Origin of the sequence: Paenibacillus maysiensis (assembly GCF_000520815.1) — a bacterium.
Lineage (GTDB): Bacteria > Bacillota > Bacilli > Paenibacillales > Paenibacillaceae > Paenibacillus > Paenibacillus maysiensis.
Window position 1 is genome coordinate 13,332 of sequence record NZ_ASRY01000097.1, and the last position, 20,001, is coordinate 33,332.

Annotated in this window: 15 protein-coding genes, 1 tRNA gene and 1 pseudogene; 1 reads left to right on the top strand and 16 read right to left on the bottom strand. The window is 47.1% G+C overall.

The window, feature by feature from the left end:
* Nucleotides 1-137: 137 nt before the first annotated feature.
* From abc-f to ilvB, 12 genes and pseudogenes are all read right to left on the bottom strand, one after another.
* Entirely contained in the window at nucleotides 138-1,976 is a 1,839-nt protein-coding gene (gene abc-f, locus L696_RS0106665) for a ribosomal protection-like ABC-F family protein (RefSeq protein WP_025682955.1), read from the bottom strand.
* Nucleotides 1,977-2,357: 381 nt separating this feature from the next.
* Nucleotides 2,358-2,591: pseudogene (locus L696_RS29270) on the bottom strand (pectate lyase family protein); the annotation flags it as partial.
* Nucleotides 2,592-2,693: 102 nt separating this feature from the next.
* Nucleotides 2,694-2,764: transfer RNA gene (locus tag L696_RS0106670), tRNA-Gly, on the bottom strand.
* Between the two features lie 107 nt (nucleotides 2,765-2,871).
* Nucleotides 2,872-5,013 (bottom strand): putative bifunctional diguanylate cyclase/phosphodiesterase, encoded by a 2,142-nt coding sequence (locus tag L696_RS0106675; RefSeq protein ID WP_025682956.1) that lies wholly within the window; start codon nucleotides 5,011-5,013, stop codon nucleotides 2,872-2,874.
* Nucleotides 5,014-5,355: 342 nt separating this feature from the next.
* Nucleotides 5,356-6,459: an ATP-binding protein gene (locus tag L696_RS0106680; RefSeq protein WP_025682957.1), complete on the bottom strand. Its 1,104-nt coding sequence runs from the start codon at nucleotides 6,457-6,459 to the stop codon at nucleotides 5,356-5,358.
* A gap of 340 nt (nucleotides 6,460-6,799) precedes the next feature.
* The gene (locus L696_RS0106685; protein WP_025682958.1) at nucleotides 6,800-7,216 is read right to left on the bottom strand and encodes a hypothetical protein; all 417 of its coding nucleotides are present in this window, start codon (nucleotides 7,214-7,216) and stop codon (nucleotides 6,800-6,802) included.
* Nucleotides 7,217-7,481: 265 nt separating this feature from the next.
* A complete protein-coding gene (locus L696_RS0106690; protein WP_014280569.1) occupies nucleotides 7,482-8,021 on the bottom strand; it encodes a peroxiredoxin in 540 nt (179 codons plus the stop codon).
* 301 nt (nucleotides 8,022-8,322) lie between these two features.
* Nucleotides 8,323-9,399, bottom strand: a complete 1,077-nt coding sequence (gene leuB / locus L696_RS0106695) for a 3-isopropylmalate dehydrogenase (protein ID WP_025682959.1) — start codon at nucleotides 9,397-9,399, stop codon at nucleotides 8,323-8,325.
* Nucleotides 9,400-9,603: 204 nt separating this feature from the next.
* Nucleotides 9,604-11,145, bottom strand: coding sequence for a 2-isopropylmalate synthase (locus L696_RS0106700; RefSeq protein ID WP_025682960.1), 1,542 nt, complete (start codon nucleotides 11,143-11,145; stop codon nucleotides 9,604-9,606).
* A gap of 124 nt (nucleotides 11,146-11,269) precedes the next feature.
* Nucleotides 11,270-12,262, bottom strand: a complete 993-nt coding sequence (gene ilvC, locus L696_RS0106705) for a ketol-acid reductoisomerase (protein WP_025682961.1) — start codon at nucleotides 12,260-12,262, stop codon at nucleotides 11,270-11,272.
* Between the two features lie 162 nt (nucleotides 12,263-12,424).
* On the bottom strand, nucleotides 12,425-12,910 hold the full coding sequence (ilvN, locus tag L696_RS0106710; protein ID WP_016820552.1) for an acetolactate synthase small subunit: 486 nt from the start codon (nucleotides 12,908-12,910) through the stop codon (nucleotides 12,425-12,427).
* 1 nt (nucleotide 12,911) lies between these two features.
* The gene (gene ilvB, locus L696_RS0106715) at nucleotides 12,912-14,657 is read right to left on the bottom strand and encodes a biosynthetic-type acetolactate synthase large subunit (protein WP_025682962.1); all 1,746 of its coding nucleotides are present in this window, start codon (nucleotides 14,655-14,657) and stop codon (nucleotides 12,912-12,914) included.
* 614 nt (nucleotides 14,658-15,271) lie between these two features.
* On the opposite strand from ilvB, the gene L696_RS0106720 reads away from it, so the two are divergent.
* On the top strand, nucleotides 15,272-15,712 hold the full coding sequence (locus L696_RS0106720; protein ID WP_025682963.1) for a GNAT family N-acetyltransferase: 441 nt from the start codon (nucleotides 15,272-15,274) through the stop codon (nucleotides 15,710-15,712).
* 34 nt (nucleotides 15,713-15,746) lie between these two features.
* Here the strand turns inward: L696_RS0106720 and L696_RS0106725 are convergent, their stop codons facing one another.
* The 4 genes from L696_RS0106725 to L696_RS0106740 form a co-directional block, all read right to left on the bottom strand.
* Entirely contained in the window at nucleotides 15,747-16,094 is a 348-nt protein-coding gene (locus L696_RS0106725) for a hypothetical protein (protein WP_025682964.1), read from the bottom strand.
* Nucleotides 16,095-16,360: 266 nt separating this feature from the next.
* Nucleotides 16,361-17,320 carry an ABC transporter permease gene (locus L696_RS0106730; RefSeq protein ID WP_025682965.1) on the bottom strand — a complete coding sequence of 320 codons (960 nt, stop codon included), beginning with the start codon at nucleotides 17,318-17,320 and terminating at the stop codon, nucleotides 16,361-16,363.
* A 1-nt stretch (nucleotide 17,321) separates the two neighbouring features.
* Complete coding sequence (locus L696_RS0106735) at nucleotides 17,322-18,401, bottom strand: ABC transporter permease (protein ID WP_025682966.1); 1,080 nt, start codon at nucleotides 18,399-18,401, stop codon at nucleotides 17,322-17,324.
* Nucleotides 18,394-19,932, bottom strand: coding sequence for an ABC transporter ATP-binding protein (locus L696_RS0106740; protein ID WP_025682967.1), 1,539 nt, complete (start codon nucleotides 19,930-19,932; stop codon nucleotides 18,394-18,396). The genes L696_RS0106735 and L696_RS0106740 overlap by 8 nt, the downstream gene beginning before the upstream one ends.
* Between the last annotated feature and the right edge of the window lie 69 nt (nucleotides 19,933-20,001).

Genomic DNA, 20,001 nt, shown 5'->3' on the forward strand with positions numbered 1-20,001 from the left:
CTCCCTGTTCAATCAGACACTGCCTACTCTTCTCCATCAAGACATTTTCAAATTTCGAACTATTGCTCATTATTATATGCAAACCCTAGCGCTTTGGCAAGCCGGGCATACGGTTTTACCCATTCTGACGCAGCCGTTTAATCCGACTGATCCAGTTTGGCACGAATACGCCTGATTTCTGACAACAGTTCCTCATTTTCATCGTCCAGCCCGACCGTACCCATCAGCTCCGTAAGACGCAACTGCAATCGCAGACGCTCCTCACGCTGCTCCTGATCCTCTGGTTCCTGTTGACGGTTCTGCTGATCTTCCTGCTTTTCGTCGGCGGTCCCTTCGTAGATTTCATAAACGCCTCCAGGCTGCATATCAAGCAAACGGGTTGCCGTCCGGCGCACCAGCTCCCGGTCATGCGAGACAAGCACCAGCGCCCCGCCGTAACTGCGTAAGGACTCCTCTACAATCTCACGGGTTTCAATGTCAAAATAATTGGTCGGCTCATCCAGCACCAGCAGGCTGGCTCCGCTAAAATACAAGCGTAGAAAGGCCACCCTGCATTTCTCTCCCATACTAAGCGTCCCGATCCTCTTGAACACATCTTCTCTGGCAAAAAGAAAGCATCCCAGCACCGTTCTCGCTTCTGTCTGCGTCATGGTGGGGAGCGCAAGCAAACTATCCAGCAATGTCTGATCCTCTGGAAGCTGCTCCAGTTCCTGTGAAAAATACCCGATTTTCAGCTGTGGATTCGCTGTGATCTTGCCCTTATACGGCTCCAGCTGACCCGTCAACAGCCGTAGCAGCGTTGTTTTGCCAATCCCATTCGGACCCCGAACAGCAAGGCGATCGCCACGTGCAATGTTCAGGTTGAGATCCTGCACAATGGTATGGTCGTCGTAGCTAAAATAGACATGCTCGGCGCGCAGCAGATATTTGGCCTGAAACGCGCTGTCACTTAATTTCATATGCAAAGATGCTACTTCGCGCGGCTGCTCAACCCGGTTGGCCTCCAGTCGTTCCAGCTCCTTCTCCTTCGCATGATAACGGGAAATATTTTTATTAGCCTTGGCCTTATAAAAGCTTTGCGTAACGGCCATTTCCACATTGGAGGCTGCCCGGTGCGCCTGATGGAACCATTCCCGGTAATTTCGGATCGTCTCCTCCAACGCCTGCCGTGCCAGTTCCTGCTTCCGATAGTTGGCTTCCTGCTCCCGCAGCTCCCGTTCCTTATGCGCCTTATATTCCGTATAGCCACCCTTATAGCGCCGAATGCCCGTTGACGTCAGCTCACATATGCCTGTAGCTACCCGATCCAAAAAGGCTCTGTCATGCGATACAAACAACAGCGTCCCATGATATGTGGACAGCCACTGCTCCAGCCAGAGCAAACCTTCGGCATCCAGATGGTTGGTCGGTTCATCCAGCACCAGCAGCTTCGGCTGTCTGACCATCAGCCCGGCCAACCGTACTCTCGTCTTCTGCCCTCCGCTCAGGTCACCATAGGCAATAGGCCACGTCTCAGCAGGCATGCCCATCCGGGTCAGCGCCTTTTCCACTTCGGACTCCCACGCAAAACCTTGCAGCCGTTCGTACTCATCCATCAGCTCGCCATATCGCTCCAGATGACGCTCTGCTTCCTCTCCCTTATGGGCAATTTCGGCCTCCAGTTGCTTCAGCGTCATCCTGACTCGCCAATGCTCAGGACTGGCCTGCTGTGCCGCCTCAAGTGCAGTTCGGGCGGATTGAATGGTGTCCTGCTGCTTCAGCCAGCCCCGCTCCTCCAGCGGTAATTCATGCTCTACCTTACCTGAAGTCGGCGCCTCGTCGCCTAACAGTATCCGCAATAGCGTCGTTTTGCCTGCTCCATTTCTTCCGAACAGGGCGAGTCGTTCTCCCTCCGTCACATCCATCGATACATTCTCAAACAAAGACGTTCCGTTCCAATCCTTTATCACATTGCGGATACGCAAAATGGTTTTCATATGGTAATCATCCTTTCCCTGTCCGGTTTTCACCACCGAAAGCAATAAAAAAAGCCGCAGAAGGCTGCGGCTTGCATACAAGGAATATAGAATGACTGCTATGAATCGTTTCAGAACATACGTTTATGAGAAAGAGAACCGTAAACGGAAAAAAGCATAATCCCGTTACGGAGCAAACGTATACGTCCCAAACCTCATTTCAGACACACTTCTCCCGTTGCAGCATACAGCCGCCTGCCAGTAACTGTGCAGTTTATGGGGAAAATCAGTGTGCTTACTTCATCGGACGTATCGTTACCTTCCTTTTCACGGAATACTTGCTTGCAGCCAGTATAGCAGATCAGAACGTATTTGCAAATCCATTGTGCATCAAAATTATTTATTTTTAACATGGAAATACCCATATCTCATAAGCCCGGGACCGCGAACTAGCAAGTTTTCAAAATAATTATTCGCGATGGTGATATGAGGTAAGCCATCGTAACTCTTATTGCTATCATCAGGATAACCCAGAATGAGACCGTACTTATGATTAGCAAATTTGGAATTACTGATGGTTACCTAATCAGCTGATTGCCCTACATACAAAAGCTTGTCCAGATCTGAACCATTGGAATCATATTCTGCCCCATTTGAAAAAGGAGTCTGCCGTACGTCGAGCTATGGGCAAAAATAAAAACCCTTGCATCGCAAGGGTTTCGAGCATTTTTACCGCAAAGCGGGTGATGGGAATCGAACCCACGCTATCAGCTTGGAAGGCTGAAGTTCTACCATTGAACTACACCCGCATTTTAGAATATCTCAATTCTTATGTTTGACATCATTAAACTGTTGTCAACTAGGAGAATCAGGATGTTATCTAGTATAACTTACCTGCCTGTAAATTGCAAGCAAACTACATCCCATCCTGAACCAGCCAATTCATAGGTTTGCGCAAAAACAAGTTTTCAAAGGATTCCGCCGGAATAGGCCGACTGAAATAATAGCCTTGCCCCTCATGGCAATCCTGAGCCTGTAAAAATTGGAGTTGACCCTCATTTTCCACTCCTTCAGCCGTAACCTTCAGCTTCAAATGGTGGGCCATGGAGGCAATGGTCGACACAATAGCCGCATTTTTGCTGTCCACCAGCACCTCATTGACAAAGGAACGGTCAATTTTAAGACGGTCAATCGGAAGATTTTTCAAATAATGCAACGAGCTATAGCCTGTTCCAAAATCGTCGATACTGATTGCGACACCAATGGCTTTTATTTTTTTCAGTTGCTTAAAGGCTCGATCCTTATCAAAAGTCATACTCTCTGTAATCTCCAGCTCCAGATAGCACGGTTCCAGTCCCGTGTAGGTCAAAATGCCCCGAATCACATCCACCAGCTTTTTTTGCTGAAATTGGCGCATGGATAAATTCACTGATATCGGGATCGGCTGGTACCCTGCCTTCTGCCAGCGCTTGTTTTGCAGGCATGCTTCCCGCAGCACCCATTCCCCCAAAGGCACGATCAGACCGCTTTCTTCGGCCACCGGAATAAAATCTCCCGGCATCACCATTCCGCGATGAGGATGATTCCAACGCACCAGTGCCTCCAAGCTCGTTAGTTCACCGCTTTGCAAATGAACACGCGGTTGATACACCAGTGAAAATTCCTCATTTTCGAGCGCGCGCCGCAAATCATTTTCCAATTGGAGCCTTTCCTGCGCCCGCATCTGCATGCCACTGGTATACCGCTGAAAATTCACTCCCTGCTCCTTGGCATTGTGAACAGCGGTATCCGCATGCTGAATGAGTTGCTCACCCTGAGTGGCATCCAGTGGGTACAAAGCTATCCCCATACTCACCATCACATGATAATGTTCTCCATTAATATCAAAAGGTTGCTCAAACAGCTTTACCATATCATCAATACGATTTTTCATGGCATCTATATCCTTGTAGCCTGTGAGAAGAAACGCAAACTCATCTCCACCCATGCTGAAAACATCCTCGCCTTCACGGCAAAAATGCTCCAAACGTTCGCCTACCGCATACAGCAAATAATTCCCTGCCATATGCCCCAGCGAATCGTTAATGGTTTTGAATCGGTCAATATTCAATATTAAAAGAGTTACCGTTTCATCGGGTTTTAATGAATTGTGCAGAGATTGCTCCAGCCGTTGTGAAAGACGCCGACGATTCGGCAGCCCTGTTATATCGTCATAATAGGCTATGTAATTAAATTCAGATTCTGCCGCCTTCTTTTCCTGGTATGGAACAAGGACCATTAGCCGAACCAATCCGCCCAGCAGATCATAGAATGCAATAGCATTCATCAAAAGTCCCATAAGGTGATTTATATCACTCATTTGCCGGGAGGACAAATAAAACAACTGGCTTACGGTACACAGCCCAATCCCGCGAAGCATAAGCAACATACCAAATTCCGTTGGGAGATGTCGGAAATATTTTCGTGCACCTAAAATAAAATTGGATACAAGCAGAAACAGGATAACCCAGTTCAAGATCCACCCCGGATTGTCCATCTCGTGACTTATACGCAGATCCGGTAAGTGCGACTCGTATATCTGAATGGTCCCGAGGATCAGCAAAGTAAAACATATCCCTATCCATAAAGCGGTTTTCTTGTATCCTGATACGGCTTTTCTAAAGGGGAGGGAGCAAATGACTATAAGCATAATAGAGGTAAAGACACGATTCACATAAAGAAGCCACAGCGAAATACCCGGAGACAAAACAAAGTCCGTCAGGCTAACAAAACTAAACGAGACGATATGAACAAGGTAAAGCAGACCAGCCACCAGAAATGTGGGCGCGATGAGAAGTCTCTGGCAGGATAACTGCTCCAGCAAAACCGACCAGGATTGATAAAAAATAGAGAAACAGATCGCCGCACAGGCGAATCCTGCAATGGGGTATAGCAAGAAAAAAACATCATGGAAGTATAACTTATTCAAAGTTACATGAAATAACTGAACCAAGACAAACAGAACTAGCGCAGCAATGCCAATGCCTATCGTTTTCTTTACTTCCAGCCGTGTACTCATTCAGCCTCTTCAGCCCCCTGCATATCGGAAATTCCGATCATCTAAGACGTTTGACAGCTTTGGAAGCCGTTTTTCAAGTCTATAGTATCAAAAATAAATATGGATTCTGGTACATAATAACATTTAATCTGTGAAAGGTGAATCATTTTTTAGTCTTATATTCACTATTTAATTTTCGTATTTACGCAAACAAATAAGCTTTCAGTACCAAAAAAAGCGCATCATCTTTTCAGATCATGCGCTCTATCCGGTCTTTTCCAATTGAGTGATACCTATGCACCAGTGTTGTACAACACAAAAGAATCAGTAGCTACTACACCCCTTTGTGAAAGTCCCAGAACATTAAACTACAGGAAGCGTGATTTTAAACTGTGTCCCCTTCCCATGTGTACTGTCTACATGAATAAAGCCTCCGTGATTTTTGATGATCCGATAGCTCACTGCCAGTCCCAAGCCGGTACCGCTTTCTTTCGTTGTAAAAAATGGATCAAATAAACGTGACAATGTATTGTGATCCATTCCCAAACCATTATCTTCAATGCAAATATGGACATACGAGCCTTCCAGCACCGTATGGATATCAATGCATCCCTCACGGTCCTCTCCGATACCTTCGATGGCATCCATTGCATTTTTGATCATATTGAGAATGACCTGCTTAATCTGCTTTACATCAATGGAAACCTTCATGAGCGTACTGTTTTCATCCAGTGCGATCTGGCAACCCTTCATCAGCGCCTCACTTTCGGTCAGCATCACAACCTCTTTCAGCAGCCCCATCACAGGTACAGCCGTTTTTTGAGGAGCTGAAGGCTTGGACGAATTCAGAAACTCATAAATAATGTCGTTCGCGCGATCTATCTCTGTCAAAATTATACGAGCATACTCATCTCTCCCCAACTCCACCAGATGCGGCCGCAGTAATTGAATAAAGCCCCGGATGGCGGTAAGCGGGTTACGAATTTCATGAGCAATCGAGGCGGAAATGCGTCCTAGCATCGCGAGCTTGTCATTTTGATACGCCGTCTGCTCAATTTGCTTATAATCCGACACATCCTTGACGCTGAACAAAAAATCGCCATCCATCTGATCCCCGTAGGTCACCGTAATCAACCAATGCCGGCCATACTCATCAATCAACTCATGATAGCGCTTTCTATGAAAGATGGTCTCTTTATATATCCGCAAAATTTTCTTCTTCTTAAATCGACTTAACTCGGGATGATGCAAAATTTGCATCAAGTTGCGACCTGCCAGCGAACTACGCGGCAGTTCCAGCAGTTTGGCCATTTGCACGTTAATAAAGGTCAGTACCCCGTCACTGTCAAACAGCATGATACCACTATCCAGGTTCTCCAGCACATTTTCATACTTGTTATTGGCGATCTGTGTGGAAGGGCAAGCTCCCACGGTATCAAGCAAGGCTTCTTGGAATTCACTGATCATGCCAGGCTTCCCCCTTGTTTCGGAATGATAAACTGGCCGTATCGGACGCTTAACATTATTGAAGAAGAGAAAGACATCATCTATCGACTACCCTTCAACGGTTAGAAAACAGATTCACAAAATCCGGTCATCTCTTTCCAATTGAGAGTCTAATTTTATGATAGACAAGACTTAGGATTCCAGTCAATCGGAAAAAGTGTCGAATTCACATTTTTATCCTGTTTTCTTTCGTCATAATATCTGCGCAACATTACCAAAAACGAAATAATAAGTTAGGAATAAGCGCCTACACACCAAAAAAAGCTCTCTAGGTGTGAGAGCTTCTTTGGTGTGTAGGATATCAACTGCCGCTCTTATTATGCTGAAACCGAGAGCGTCTCTGGCTCATAACAGCCAGTCTTCTCTTGAGCTCTCCCTGCCATTTTTCATCGTTCATCTGTTTTGCTACCATCAATAAATCCAGAGACATATCAATTTGGCGCTTCACAATTTCAAACGCATCTTCACTCTCCCGATTCACACAATTCTCAAATATCGTATCATCATCTTCCATGACGTAGTCCTGAAAATCAATCTCGCTTGCCCCGTCTCCATGTGCATACTCAGCCAAAATTTCATACTCATTCTCGACTTTATAATGGACCTCAATACGACGACATACCGGGCAAAACAGCAAAGGAACATTATGAACTTGGGTGCGGTAATGCTTCAGCGTTCCCTTGGTTCCTACCATGCTTGCTCCACAGCAATAACTCATCCGGGCTCAGCCTCCTCTGAACAAAACCTATTCTGCCTTGTTTATCCTCTATGTTACCTTATTCGCTTTCACCAGTTGAAATTCCTCCAAAACACAGTAACATTTCCACAATTATTTCTTATTTCGCCCTGCACTGTTCACTTCAAACACACATAATCATAAACTCTTTTCCTGCATAACATAGGCAAGCAAGCCCCCAATGTCGGTAAAAAACCGCTTGTTGGGGGCTTGCAAATTTAATGTTCAACTTCTTCTAAAGCTTATATTACAGGTTTTTGTCGCCTGGTTTCCAGTTCATTGCACACAAGCCGCCGGATTGCAAAGCTTGTAGTACACGCAATGTTTCTTCTACACTACGACCTACGTCGTTATGGTTAACCACTTGATATTTCAATTCGCCTTCAGGATCAATGATGAACAAGCCGCGCAATGCAACTCCTTCTTCTTCGATCAGAACGCCATAATCGCTTGCTGTTTTTTTCGTGATATCAGAAGCCAACGGGAAGTTCAGTTTGCCCAATCCGTTGTTTTCTTTAGCTGTGTTGATCCATGCTTTGTGGCTGTGTACGGAGTCTACACTGATACCCAGAATTTCAGTATCCAGCTCTTTAAATTGGTCAGCAGCATCACTCAACGCTGTGATTTCTGTTGGGCACACAAAAGTGAAATCCAGTGGATAGAAGAAGAATACGAGCCATTTGCCACGGTAATCGGAAAGCTTCACCGAACCAAATTCTTGACCGTCCCCAGTCACTGTTTCCAATGCAAAATCAGGTGCGGGTCTTCCTACCAATCTTTCTGCCATAATATGAAATCCTCCTTTTAAAATATGTAAGAAAAACATCAAATGTGTTTTCCTCAATCATCTGTATTGTATTAAAACAACCTACTTGATAAATGTTATCATTCGCAGAAATCAAAGTCAATATTGTAACCATTACTTTTTTAGAATTATTTTAAACTAGCTTTTGAAAATTCACAATTTATACACATTCATCAGGTTGTACACTTCCGGATATAACAGCAGCCCCTGATTGCTCAGGAGCTGCTGTATCATACACTTGCTGTATAATCAGCTACCTTATTTCAAGGAAGCTGCTAAGCTTTTATCGAATAGCCGCTGCGATCAAATCACCCATTTGGGTTGTCGAGATGGCCCTGGATTTATCCACCGCGATATCGGCTGTGCGATGTCCGGCATCTAGTACCTCTGCTACCGCCTTCTCAATGGCGTCAGCAGCTTTCTCATATCCGAAAGTCATACGGAACATTAAAGCAACGGACAGGATCGTAGCAATCGGATTAGCAAGCCCTTGACCCGCAATGTCCGGTGCTGAGCCGTGGACCGGCTCGTACAGACCGAAGCTGCCTTCTCCGAGAGAAGCAGAGGACAGCATACCGATGGAACCAGTCAGCATAGCCGCTTCGTCACTAAGGATATCGCCGAACATATTTTCCGTCACGATGACGTCAAAGCTGGACGGGCGACGCAGCAATTGCATTGCGCAGTTATCAACCAGTACATGCTCCAGCTCAACATCCGGATAGTCCACGGCGACCCGGTTAACCACTTCGCGCCACAAACGGGAAGTTTCCAGCACATTGGCCTTGTCGACTGATGCAAGCTTTTTGCGACGCTTCTGTGCAATTTCGAAAGATTGGCGAACAATGCGCTCCACTTCCGTTACATTATATGCGCATGTATCGACAGCTTCCTCACCCTGCGGGCTTTCACGTCTGAACTTCTCACCGAAGTAGATGCCACCTGTCAGCTCGCGCACAACGATCAGATCCGTTCCTTCCAACACTTCAGGTTTCAGTGTTGATGCGTCCTTAAGACAATCAAAGACGACAGCCGGACGGAGATTCGAGAACAGGCCCAGCGCTTTGCGTATACCCAGCAGTCCTGTTTCAGGGCGAAGCTCCTTCGGATTGTTATCCCACTTGGGACCACCTACAGCTCCCAACAGTACGGCATCTGCAGATTTGCAGACAGCCAGCGTTTCTTGCGGCAATGGTGTACCCTTCTCATCAATGGCAATTCCGCCGAACAGTGCATGCTCCGTTTCAAATGAATGACCAAACACTTCCTCCGTACGCTTCAAAATTTTCTCTGCCTCAGCGACCACTTCCGGTCCAATTCCGTCCCCTGCTATTACCGCAATCTTTTTCACGTCTGCCATCACGTACACTCCTCTTGTTTTACAGCCTTACGGGCGTATTATTCATACCTTCTTTGTAACATACATGGCAGGGCTTTGACCAAGATATAGAATCTATCAATTAATAGGCTTAGCCTATAAGCTGAAAATCTGTAGTAAGACAAAACAAAACAGGACCGGAAATACCCGATCCTGTAAACTTCAAAATTGCTTGATTTGCAATCCTTAGGACTTGTAATCTACACGATTGCTATAGGTTTTACGCTTGTCGATCAAGCCATTTAATGCATCCACATAAGCGCGGGCACTTGCTTCCAGAATGTCAGTGCTTACCCCGCGTCCCTGTACAGACAGATCGTTTTGGGTCAACACGACATGCACTTCACCCAGAGCATCCTTACCTTGGGTAACAGACTTAATCGAGTAATCCGAAAGAACGACTGCCTCGCTGCTGGCTTGGTCAATCGCATTGTAAATCGCATCGACCGAACCGTTCCCTTCAGCTTCTGTCTCTATAACCTGACCTTCGTCGGTAACCAGACGTACCTTGGCAGAAGGTGTAGCCTCGTTGCCATAGGTTACGAAAAGCGTTTCCAGCTTGAAGACTTCCGGTGAATCGGCCAGTTTTTCTTCCAGCAACGCCAGAATATCATCATCCGATACTTCTTTCTTTCTATCAGCTAAATCCTTGAACTGTCCGAAAGAGCGGTTTAGCTCCTCTTCGCTCAATTCGTAGCCCAACTCGATCAAACGTTCGCGGAAGGCATGGCGACCGGAGTGCTTGCCCAGTACCAGCTTGCTTTCCTTCAGACCAATACTTTCCGGCGTCATGATTTCGTAGGTCGTTTTTTCCTTCAACATGCCATCCTGGTGAATACCCGATTCATGCGCAAAAGCATTCGCTCCAACAATCGCCTTGTTACCCGGCACGACCATACCCGTCAGACGGCTGACCAACCGGCTCGTACGTGCAATCTCGGACAGTTGCAGAGACGTTTTGGCCTGGAAAAATTCCTGTCTCGTCTCCAGCGCCATTGCGATTTCCTCAATAGCGGTATTTCCGGCACGTTCACCGATACCGTTAATAGTTCCTTCAATCTGATCCGCCCCGTTTAGGATCGCAGCCAGTGTATTCGCCGTAGCCATTCCCAGGTCGTTATGGCAATGTGCGCTCAATTGAATCTTTTCCACACCAGCCACATTTTCTTTAATATGCTTGAAAATGTTGCCGTATTCATAAGGTGTCAAGTAACCCACGGTATCCGGAATATTGACGACAGAAGCGCCTTCCTGTACAGCCATGGTGACCATTTCCACTACAAAATCAAGCTCTGTACGACCTGCATCCTCCAGGGAAAACTCTACCTTAGGCAAATATTTTAACCCGTAACGAATGGCTGAACGTGCAGTCTCCAATACCTGTGCCTTCTCCATCCGCAGCTTATGCTGACGGTGAATCGGAGAGGTTGCCAAAAAGATATGGATACATGGGTCCTGAGCTCCCTTAAGTGCCTCGCGGACCGCATCAATATCCTGTTCCCTCGCACGTGAAAGACCAATAACCGTTGAATTTTTGACAGCCTTTGCAACTGCATTGACAGCAGCCAAGTCACCCGGAGAGGCAGCCGGGAAGCCAGCTTCCATGCGGTCAATTCCCAGTTTCTCTAACTGGTAGGCGATCTCTACTTTCTCACGGGTATTCAAGTTCACACCAGGTGACTGTTCTCCGTCTCTCAACGTTGTGTCAAATATATATATTTTGCGCAACGCAACGCACCTCCCTCAGGATAGAAGCATTAAATTACAATGCGGCTCACGCAATAAGCAGGGCCGCATTGTAAGATTACCTTATAAATGAATCATGTTGTCGAACTTGTTGTACAAAAAGATCTTATTTTTTGATCCAGTGCATCATTTCACGCAATTGTCCGCCCACCACTTCAATCGGATGGTTAGCTTCATTACGACGAGTAGCTGTCAGGAATGCACGTCCGGATTGATTTTCAAGGATAAAGTCACGAGCAAATTTACCTTGTTGAATGTCAGTCAATACGTCTTTCATTGCTTTCTTCGTATCTTCTGTTACGATACGTGGTCCAGTTACATAGTCGCCATATTCCGCTGTGTTACTGATGGAATCGCGCATTGATGCCAACCCGCCTTCATACATCAGGTCAACGATCAGCTTAAGCTCATGCAAGCATTCGAAGTAAGCCATTTCAGGAGCATATCCTGCTTCAGTCAACGTTTCAAAACCTGCTTTAACGAGTGCGCTCACGCCGCCACACAATACCGCTTGCTCACCGAACAGATCCGTTTCCGTTTCTTCACGGAAGGAGGTTTCGATCACGCCTGCACGTGTACAGCCAATACCCTTGGCATAAGCAAGACCGATTTCTTTCGCTTGACCTGTTGCATCCTGCTCGATTGCGATCAGACCCGGTACGCCAAAGCCTTCTACATAGGTACGACGTACCATATGTCCTGGGGATTTTGGAGCAACCAGCAATACATCGCTATCTTTAGGAGCTACGATTTGTCCAAAATGAACGTTGAAACCATGGGAGAATAAAAGAGCTGCGCCTTTTTTCAGGTTAGGTTCAATTTCATTTTTGTACACAGAAGCTTGTGTTTCATCTGGCAACAAAATTTGAACCACATCTGCACGGCTTGTTGCATCAGCCACGTTCAGAACTTCAAAACCGTCGTTTCTTGCAACATCTGCTGATTTACCTTCACGCAAACCGATAACAACATTCAGACCACTGTCACGCAAGTTTTGTGCTTGAGCATGTCCTTGGCTACCGTAACCGATAACGGCAACCGTTTTTCCTTTCAATACGCTGAGCTCTGCATCTTTTTCGTAGTACGTTGTAACTGCCATGGTTAATTTCCTCCTTTTAATTGGACCCTTCATAATGAGCGGGTACTCCAAGAGACTCTGCCTCGTTACCAAAACTTGAAATCTCTTCGAGCCCCCGCTCTTATGCGGGCGGTTCTTTATTGATGTAATGCGCTATAAGCGGTAATTCGTTAAAGTTCCGTATTAAGCATTGCCACGTATCATGGCTGTAACCCCGGTTCGGGTCAGCTCACGAATACCGTAAGGCTTCAATAACTCGATCATGGCATCTATTTTTTCCGTATCGCCAATGACCTGAACGATCAAGCTCGTCGTTCCAACATCAATTACAGCTGCTCTGAACGTTTCTACCACGCCCATAATCTCTGGCCGCTGAGGCGGTTCTGCCTTTACCTTTATCATCGCCAATTCCCGAGCAACCATCGGCTTGGAACTGAGATCGATGACCTTGATCACATCAACCAGCTTGTAAAGCTGCTTTTCAATCTGCTCCAGGTTGTTCTCATCTCCTACAGTCACAATGACCATACGGGATAATCCGGCTTCTTCCGATTGACCCACGGTTATGCTCTCAATGTTAAAACCACGGCGACCGAACAGGCCGGACACACGCTGCAAAACGCCAGGATGATCATTTACCAGTACAGCAATGGTATTTTTAGTCGTCATTTTACTCGTCCCCCATCAGCATTTGATCAATTGTCGAACCTTGCGTCACCATCGGATATACATTCTCTTCCTTGCTGACTACAAACTCGACAACGACCGGTCCGGGTGTATCAAGCGCCTCCTGCCAAGCCCGACGTGCCTCTTCCTTATTCGTAGCACGCAGTCCTTTTACGCCGTATGCCTCAGCCAGTTTAACAAAATCCGGGCTTCCGGCCAGATCAATGTGACTATACCGATTGTCATAGATCAGTTCCTGCCATTGTCGAACCATCCCCAGCACCTGATTGTTGATGATTACGATTTTGACCGGGATGTTATTGATTGCACAAATGGCCAGCTCCTGCGAACACATCTGCATGCCGCCGTCTCCGTTAATCGAGATCACCAGTCTGTCGGGATTCGCCATCTGAGCGCCGATCGCGGAAGGGAAACCAAATCCCATCGTACCCAGTCCACCGGATGTTACCCATGAGCGCGGCTGATTGAATTTATAATACTGCGCCGCCCACATTTGATGCTGACCCACGTCCGTCGTTACGATTGCGCCGCCTTTGGTTGTTTCATCCAGCAGCTCGACAACCCATTGTGGCTTAAGCACTGTATCCGAATCCTTATAAGAATAAGGCTTCTCATTTTTCCATTGTTGAATTTGCGCTCTCCATGCATCCGCTCGATTCGCGCGTTTCACATCCTGATTCAGCAATTCCAGTACCGCCTTCACATCCCCTACAATCGGAATGTCTGTCGGTACGTTTTTACCGATTTCAGCAGGATCGATATCAATATGGACGATTTTGGCGTGAGGAGCAAAGCCGTCCAGCTTGCCTGTCACCCGGTCATCAAAGCGGGCACCGATACAAATTAGCAAATCCGACTGTTGAATCGCCTGATTGGAGGTGTACGTTCCGTGCATCCCCGGCATTCCCGTCCACAGTTCATGACCACTTGGGAAACCGCCCAATCCCAGCAATGTTGTCGTAATCGGAATTTCCGTTTTGCGAACAAACTCGTAAAGTGCCTCATGTCCGCCGGAGTATACAACCCCGCCACCTGCCAGAATAAATGGGCGTTCCGCTTCAGCAATAGCCTGAGTCAGCTTGTCTAGCTGAATTTTGTTTGGCAATACCTTCGGGTTATAACCTCGCATGGTTACAGGTCCCGTTTGCGGAACAAACAGCGTTTGGGCTGCTGATATATCCTTCGGAATATCAATCAGTACCGGACCCTTGCGACCCGTGTTGGCAATATGGAACGCCTCATGAATGATTCGCGGCAGATCCTCTACATCTCTTACCAGATAGCTGTGCTTCGTAATCGGCATCGTGATTCCCGTGATATCGGCTTCCTGGAAAGCGTCCGTGCCGATCAGGGAAGATACAACGTTACCCGTGATGACCACTAACGGCACCGAATCCATAAAAGCCGTCGCAATGCCGGTTACCAGGTTGGTTGCTCCAGGTCCGGAAGTCGCGATACAGACACCGACTTTACCGCTGGCACGTGCGTAACCATCTGCCGCATGAATGGCTCCCTGCTCGTGACGGGTGAGGACATGCTTGAAATCCTCAAAGCCGTACATGGCATCATAAATGTAAAGCACTGCACCACCAGGGTATCCGAAGACACAATCTACTCCCTCCAGCAACAGGCTACGGAGCAAGATTTCCGAACCTGTAATCACTTCAGGTTTCATCCACTTTTCACGTAATTCATCGGTTGACCGAACTTCAGGAATTTGTGCACTCATAGGTCATCCTCCTCCACAAAATTTACACACATCTGACATTTGTAAAAACAAAAAAACCTTCCATCCCTAGAACAGACTTGCTGTTACTGAGGGACGAAAGGCTGTAGCTTCCGTGGTACCACCCGTGTTTGCCCGATATTTCGCAATATCGAACCTTGGCAGGTACAGAAATCACAAAGGATCTCCATATCTGGCGTCTGTAACGTAGACCGTACGATTTTCCCTAATAGGTGATTCAGCCCACCGCTAAATATCATCGGGCCCAAATACTTTTCAGGAAAACAGCTCCAAGGTGAGCTCGTTAAAAAGGGATTTTGGTGAAGCTTGCAGCTAATGCCTCACTCTCTGAACAAAAGAGCCCTAATCACTTCGTCCTTTTCATTGCCGTTGAGTTCATGTCATTCTTTCAAATGTTTAGACACATTATATGTCCCCCATCTGGGATAGTCAATACCCAGATTTCATAAAAATTTATGTTTTTTCTCCGGGGTACCTCTGAGTCGCACGCTTGCAAGAGGTATCCGCATATTATAAAAAAGACCACACGGCGAGACTGTGCGCACCTCCAAAGCTGCATCTTGCCTTGCTAAAAGGTTGGAAAAGGAGGCCCACTTATGATCCGCAAACGCAGCGCCCAGGATGACAGCATGATCCTTCGCCTGATCGAGCAAGAGCTTGTTCCCCTATCGCATTTAAGCGCGCAAGAAATGGATCAAATTCGTAAAGAATTACCCCGGCGCTTAAACCGGGGCATCACTTTTGTCGCTTGCAGGCCGGATAATGCACAGCCTGTCGGCTTCATTCATGTCATGCTGCATGGAGAGCTGCTGTATATTGATTTGATCGCAATCTCTTCGGCTCATCAAGGTAAGCGATACGGAAAAAAACTGCTGGAGCATGCCGAGCATTACGGCCGACTGCGGCGCTGCAAGCGGGCTAAAGTCATGGTGGACGAAGACAATATCCGGGGGATCCAATTTTATCTGCGTCATCAATATCACATGCTGCGATACGTAGCTCTGAGCCGATGTCACGAACTCGAAAAGTCTCTGTGAAAAGTATCTTTTTCGGGCTCGTGATTTTGTAAAACTAAAATAAATTAGGGTAAAACGGATAGCCTACTCCGGGGTATCCCCCGTCTGTATACGGGCCATATCCTGGTCCTCCATAACCTGGACCGTAACCACCATATCCGCCTCCATATCCCCCACCGTATCCACCAACGTAAGGAGCTGTGCCGATGGCAAGCAAGTCAAACAGCACCAAGGGAATAATTGCCTTTGTCTTTACCTTTTTCTTGCGATCGGGCTGAAGAATCAGTCGGTTACCCGAAATGCGAATCAGCTTGCCGCTGACCTGGGAACCATCCTTGCGAGTAGCCAGAATGACTTTGCCGACAAGCTTCTCCACCTGCTTTCTGGTTACTGCCTGTTTCATCGTATTTCCTCCTTCTTTCTCAACGGATGGACAGATTGAACGGCTCCTTGATAGCTCACCGCCACCACAAAACAGACTGGAGCTGACAGGGGCCGAGCGTTCGTCCAATCTGCATAGCACAGTCTATTCCATCCATGCCAGAAGCGTATGTTTGAATGCCTGCACAACCTAAAAAAATCCGGCACCTGCGAATGCAGATACCGGATTTGCGAACAAATGTAATTTTCAGATTTCAAGACAAACAGCTTTCAGCTGCCCATGTAAAATTAGCGCTTGCTTGGATCATAGAGCTGACCCAAAGCAGCCGGAGCACGCGAGCGTCCTACAGCCGCTACCAGCACAATAATCGTCAGGAGATATGGCAGCATAAAAATAATTTCCTGGGGAATACTTTGCGACCATGCGAACAACTGCACATAGTTGCGAATGGCCTGAGAAAAGCCAAAGAACACGGCTGCGCCAAAAGCGCCGAGCGGATTCCATTTTCCGAAAATCATAGCGGCAATGGCAATATATCCTTGACCGGATACCGTATTATGCGAAAACATATTTGTCGTCGTCAAGGTGATCGTAGCTCCGCCAATACCAGCCAACGCACCGCTGATCATGACCCCGATATAACGCAGTCGATTTACCTTGATACCAACCGTATCCGCAGCGCCCGGATGCTCTCCGACAGAACGCAGGCGCAAGCCGAACGGCGTTTTATACAATGTAAAATAACCAATAATGACTAATAATATGGCCAAATAGGTCGTTGGATAGGCTTGGAAAAAAGCTTTTCCCAAAATCGGAATATCTACTAGATAGGGAATGGATATTTCGCTAAATCCCTGAATTCGCCCAGTATCGCCATCACCCTCAAATAAAAGCTTAACCATGTATAGCGTACTGCCTGCCGCCAAAAAGTTAATAACAATCCCGCTAATGACCTGATCGGCTTTAAACGTAATCGAGGCTACAGCATGAATCAGCGAAACCAGAATACCGAATACCGCCGCCGCCAGCACACCTATCCAAGCGGCAGAGGTTCCCCCAAGCCCTGCTTGTTCCGCATAAAATCCGCCTACACCCGCCGCAAATGCCCCGAACACCATAAGACCTTCCAGCCCGAGGTTCGTTACACCGGATTTTTCCGAAAAAACTCCGCCGAGAGACGCAAATATAATCGCCGTCGCAAAAACGAGCGTTGTATGGATTAATTCACCAAGTGTTAACCAACTCATTTTACAACACCTTCTCTTTCTTCCGCTTGGAGTAGAGCGGCTTCACAACCCAACGTACAATTCCCTGGGCTGCAATAAAGAAAATAATCGAGCCGATGACAACCCGAATAATTTCGGGCGGTACATCCGCGCTAAAGCTCATCCCCGCAGAACCATACGTAAGCGTTCCGAACAAAACAGAGCCCAGCAGCACACCGAACGGATTATTCATCCCAATGAGCGCCACGGCGATACCGTCAAAGCCGGTTCCCGGCGATCCTGCCATGACGGATTGATAATGGAATACCCCCAGCACTTCAAAGGCACCCGCCAATCCGGCAAAAACACCACTAATGAACATCGCTTTTACGATGTTGCGATTCACATTCATACCTGCATAGCGGGATGCGTCCTGATTAAATCCGACAGCACGCAGCTCATAGCCCTGCTTGGTTTTCCACATGAAAATATAGAAAAATACCGCCGCCAGCACAGCAATGACCGTCCCCCAATGAACCCGGGCATTTCCCATCATCTGTGACAGCCATTCAATCGAAATCGAAGCGGAAGGCTGAATATCCACGGAACGATTTTCACCCTCCAGGAGTGCAAACTGGTTAATCACCAGGTTAGCCAAATACAGACCAATCCAGTTCATCATAATACAGGTGATAACCTCATTAACGCCACGCTTGGCCTTCAAATAGCCAGCAATTGCTGCCCATAGACCACCGAATACCGCCCCAGCAATGATCGCCAGCGGCGCATGTATAATAGCAGGCAGTCCATGCAGCTTGATGCCCACAATCGAAGCAGCCGTCATCCCCACCAGAAATTGACCTTCACCGCCGATGTTAAACAATCCGGCACGAGCCGCAAAAGCAAATGCCAATCCCGTCAAGATCAGTGGGGTCATTTCACGGATAGCCTCACCAAAGTTATATGAGTCTCCGTACACACGGCTAAATAGTGCAGAATACGCCACAATGGGATCGTAGCCGCCAATCAGCATCACGACAGCACCCAGAAGAAGACCCAAAATAATAGAGACCAGCGCCAGAACAAAGGAGTCTTTTGTAAATATTTTCAATAGGTTAGCCATTCTCTACTCCTTTCTTCACTGCACTTCCGGCCATCATCAGTCCCAATTCCTGATCATTCGTTTCTTCCGGCAGCACTTCTCCAACAATCTTACCCTCATAAATGACAGCAATACGATCGGATACATTCATAATTTCATCCAGCTCAAAGGAAATGAGCAATACTGCTTTTCCTTGATCCCGCTGGGCAATCAGTTGTTTCTGGACAAACTCAATCGCTCCAACATCCAACCCACGTGTAGGCTGAGCCGCAATAAGCAGGTCTGGGTTTTTATCGATTTCACGCGCAATGATTGCCTTTTGCTGATTACCACCGGATAACGCTCTTGCCTTGGTATGAATATCCGGTGTTCTCACATCAAATTTCTCAATGAGACTTTTCGCCTGCTTATCAATAGCCTCTTTGTTCAAAAAGCCATTTTTACTGTAAGGAGCCTGATAGTACGTCTCCAGAACCATGTTTTCGCTCATGGAAAAATCGAGTACCAACCCGTGCTTATGTCGGTCCTCCGGAATATGCGAAACGCCTGCCTCTGAAATTTTACGTGGCGACTGATTCGTCATTTCTTGTCCGAGCAATCGGATGTGCCCGCCATCGACCTTACGTAAACCAGTCAAAGCTTCAATCAGCTCACTTTGTCCATTGCCATCTACTCCGGCGATTCCTAAAATCTCACCCGCCTTGACTTGCAGGTTCAGCTCATTCAGAACGCTAATGCCATCCTTGTTTTTAGAGACCACATGGCTCATTTCCAGGACGGTTTGTCCCGGCTGGGCAGGCTGCTTGTCCACTTTAAAGGACACACGGCGGCCTACCATTTTCTCCGCCAGATCATTTGGAGTCGTTTCCGATGTCTTTACCGTATCAATAACCTGACCCCGACGAATAATCGTAACTGTATCTGCAATTTGCATGATTTCTTTAAGTTTATGAGTGATCAGAATAATGGACTTGCCTTCAGCTACCAGACGCTTCATAATGTCCAGCAGCTCAATGATTTCCTGTGGAGTCAACACCGCTGTTGGCTCGTCGAAAATCAGGATATCTGCGCCACGGTAGAGCGTTTTGATAATTTCCACACGCTGCTGCATGCCGACGGATATATCTTCAATTTTGGCATTTGGATTCACCTGAAGGCCGTACTGCTCAGACAACCGTTGCACTTCGGCGGCAGCCTTTTTATAATTGATTTTCAGACCTTTGCGTGGCTCCGAGCCCAGGACAATATTTTCGGTTACGGTAAACGGCTGCACGAGCTTAAAATGCTGATGTACCATGCCAATGCCTAGATCAATCGCCTTATTGGGGCTATCAATCTGTACTGGTTTCCCACCGATTTCTATCGATCCTTCATCCGGCTGATACAGTCCGAAAAGAATGTTCATAAGCGTAGATTTACCCGCACCATTCTCACCCAAAAGGGCATGAATTTCTCCCTTTTGCAGCTTGATGCTGATGGAGTCGTTGGCAACGATGCCGGGGAATCGTTTTGTAATTTGCTTTAACTCAACGACGGGGGTCGCTGCATCCATGAGATCACCCTTATACACTTTATAGTATGTGCTCTAATGAGCTGATTGACCGTTATGATCTGTATAACT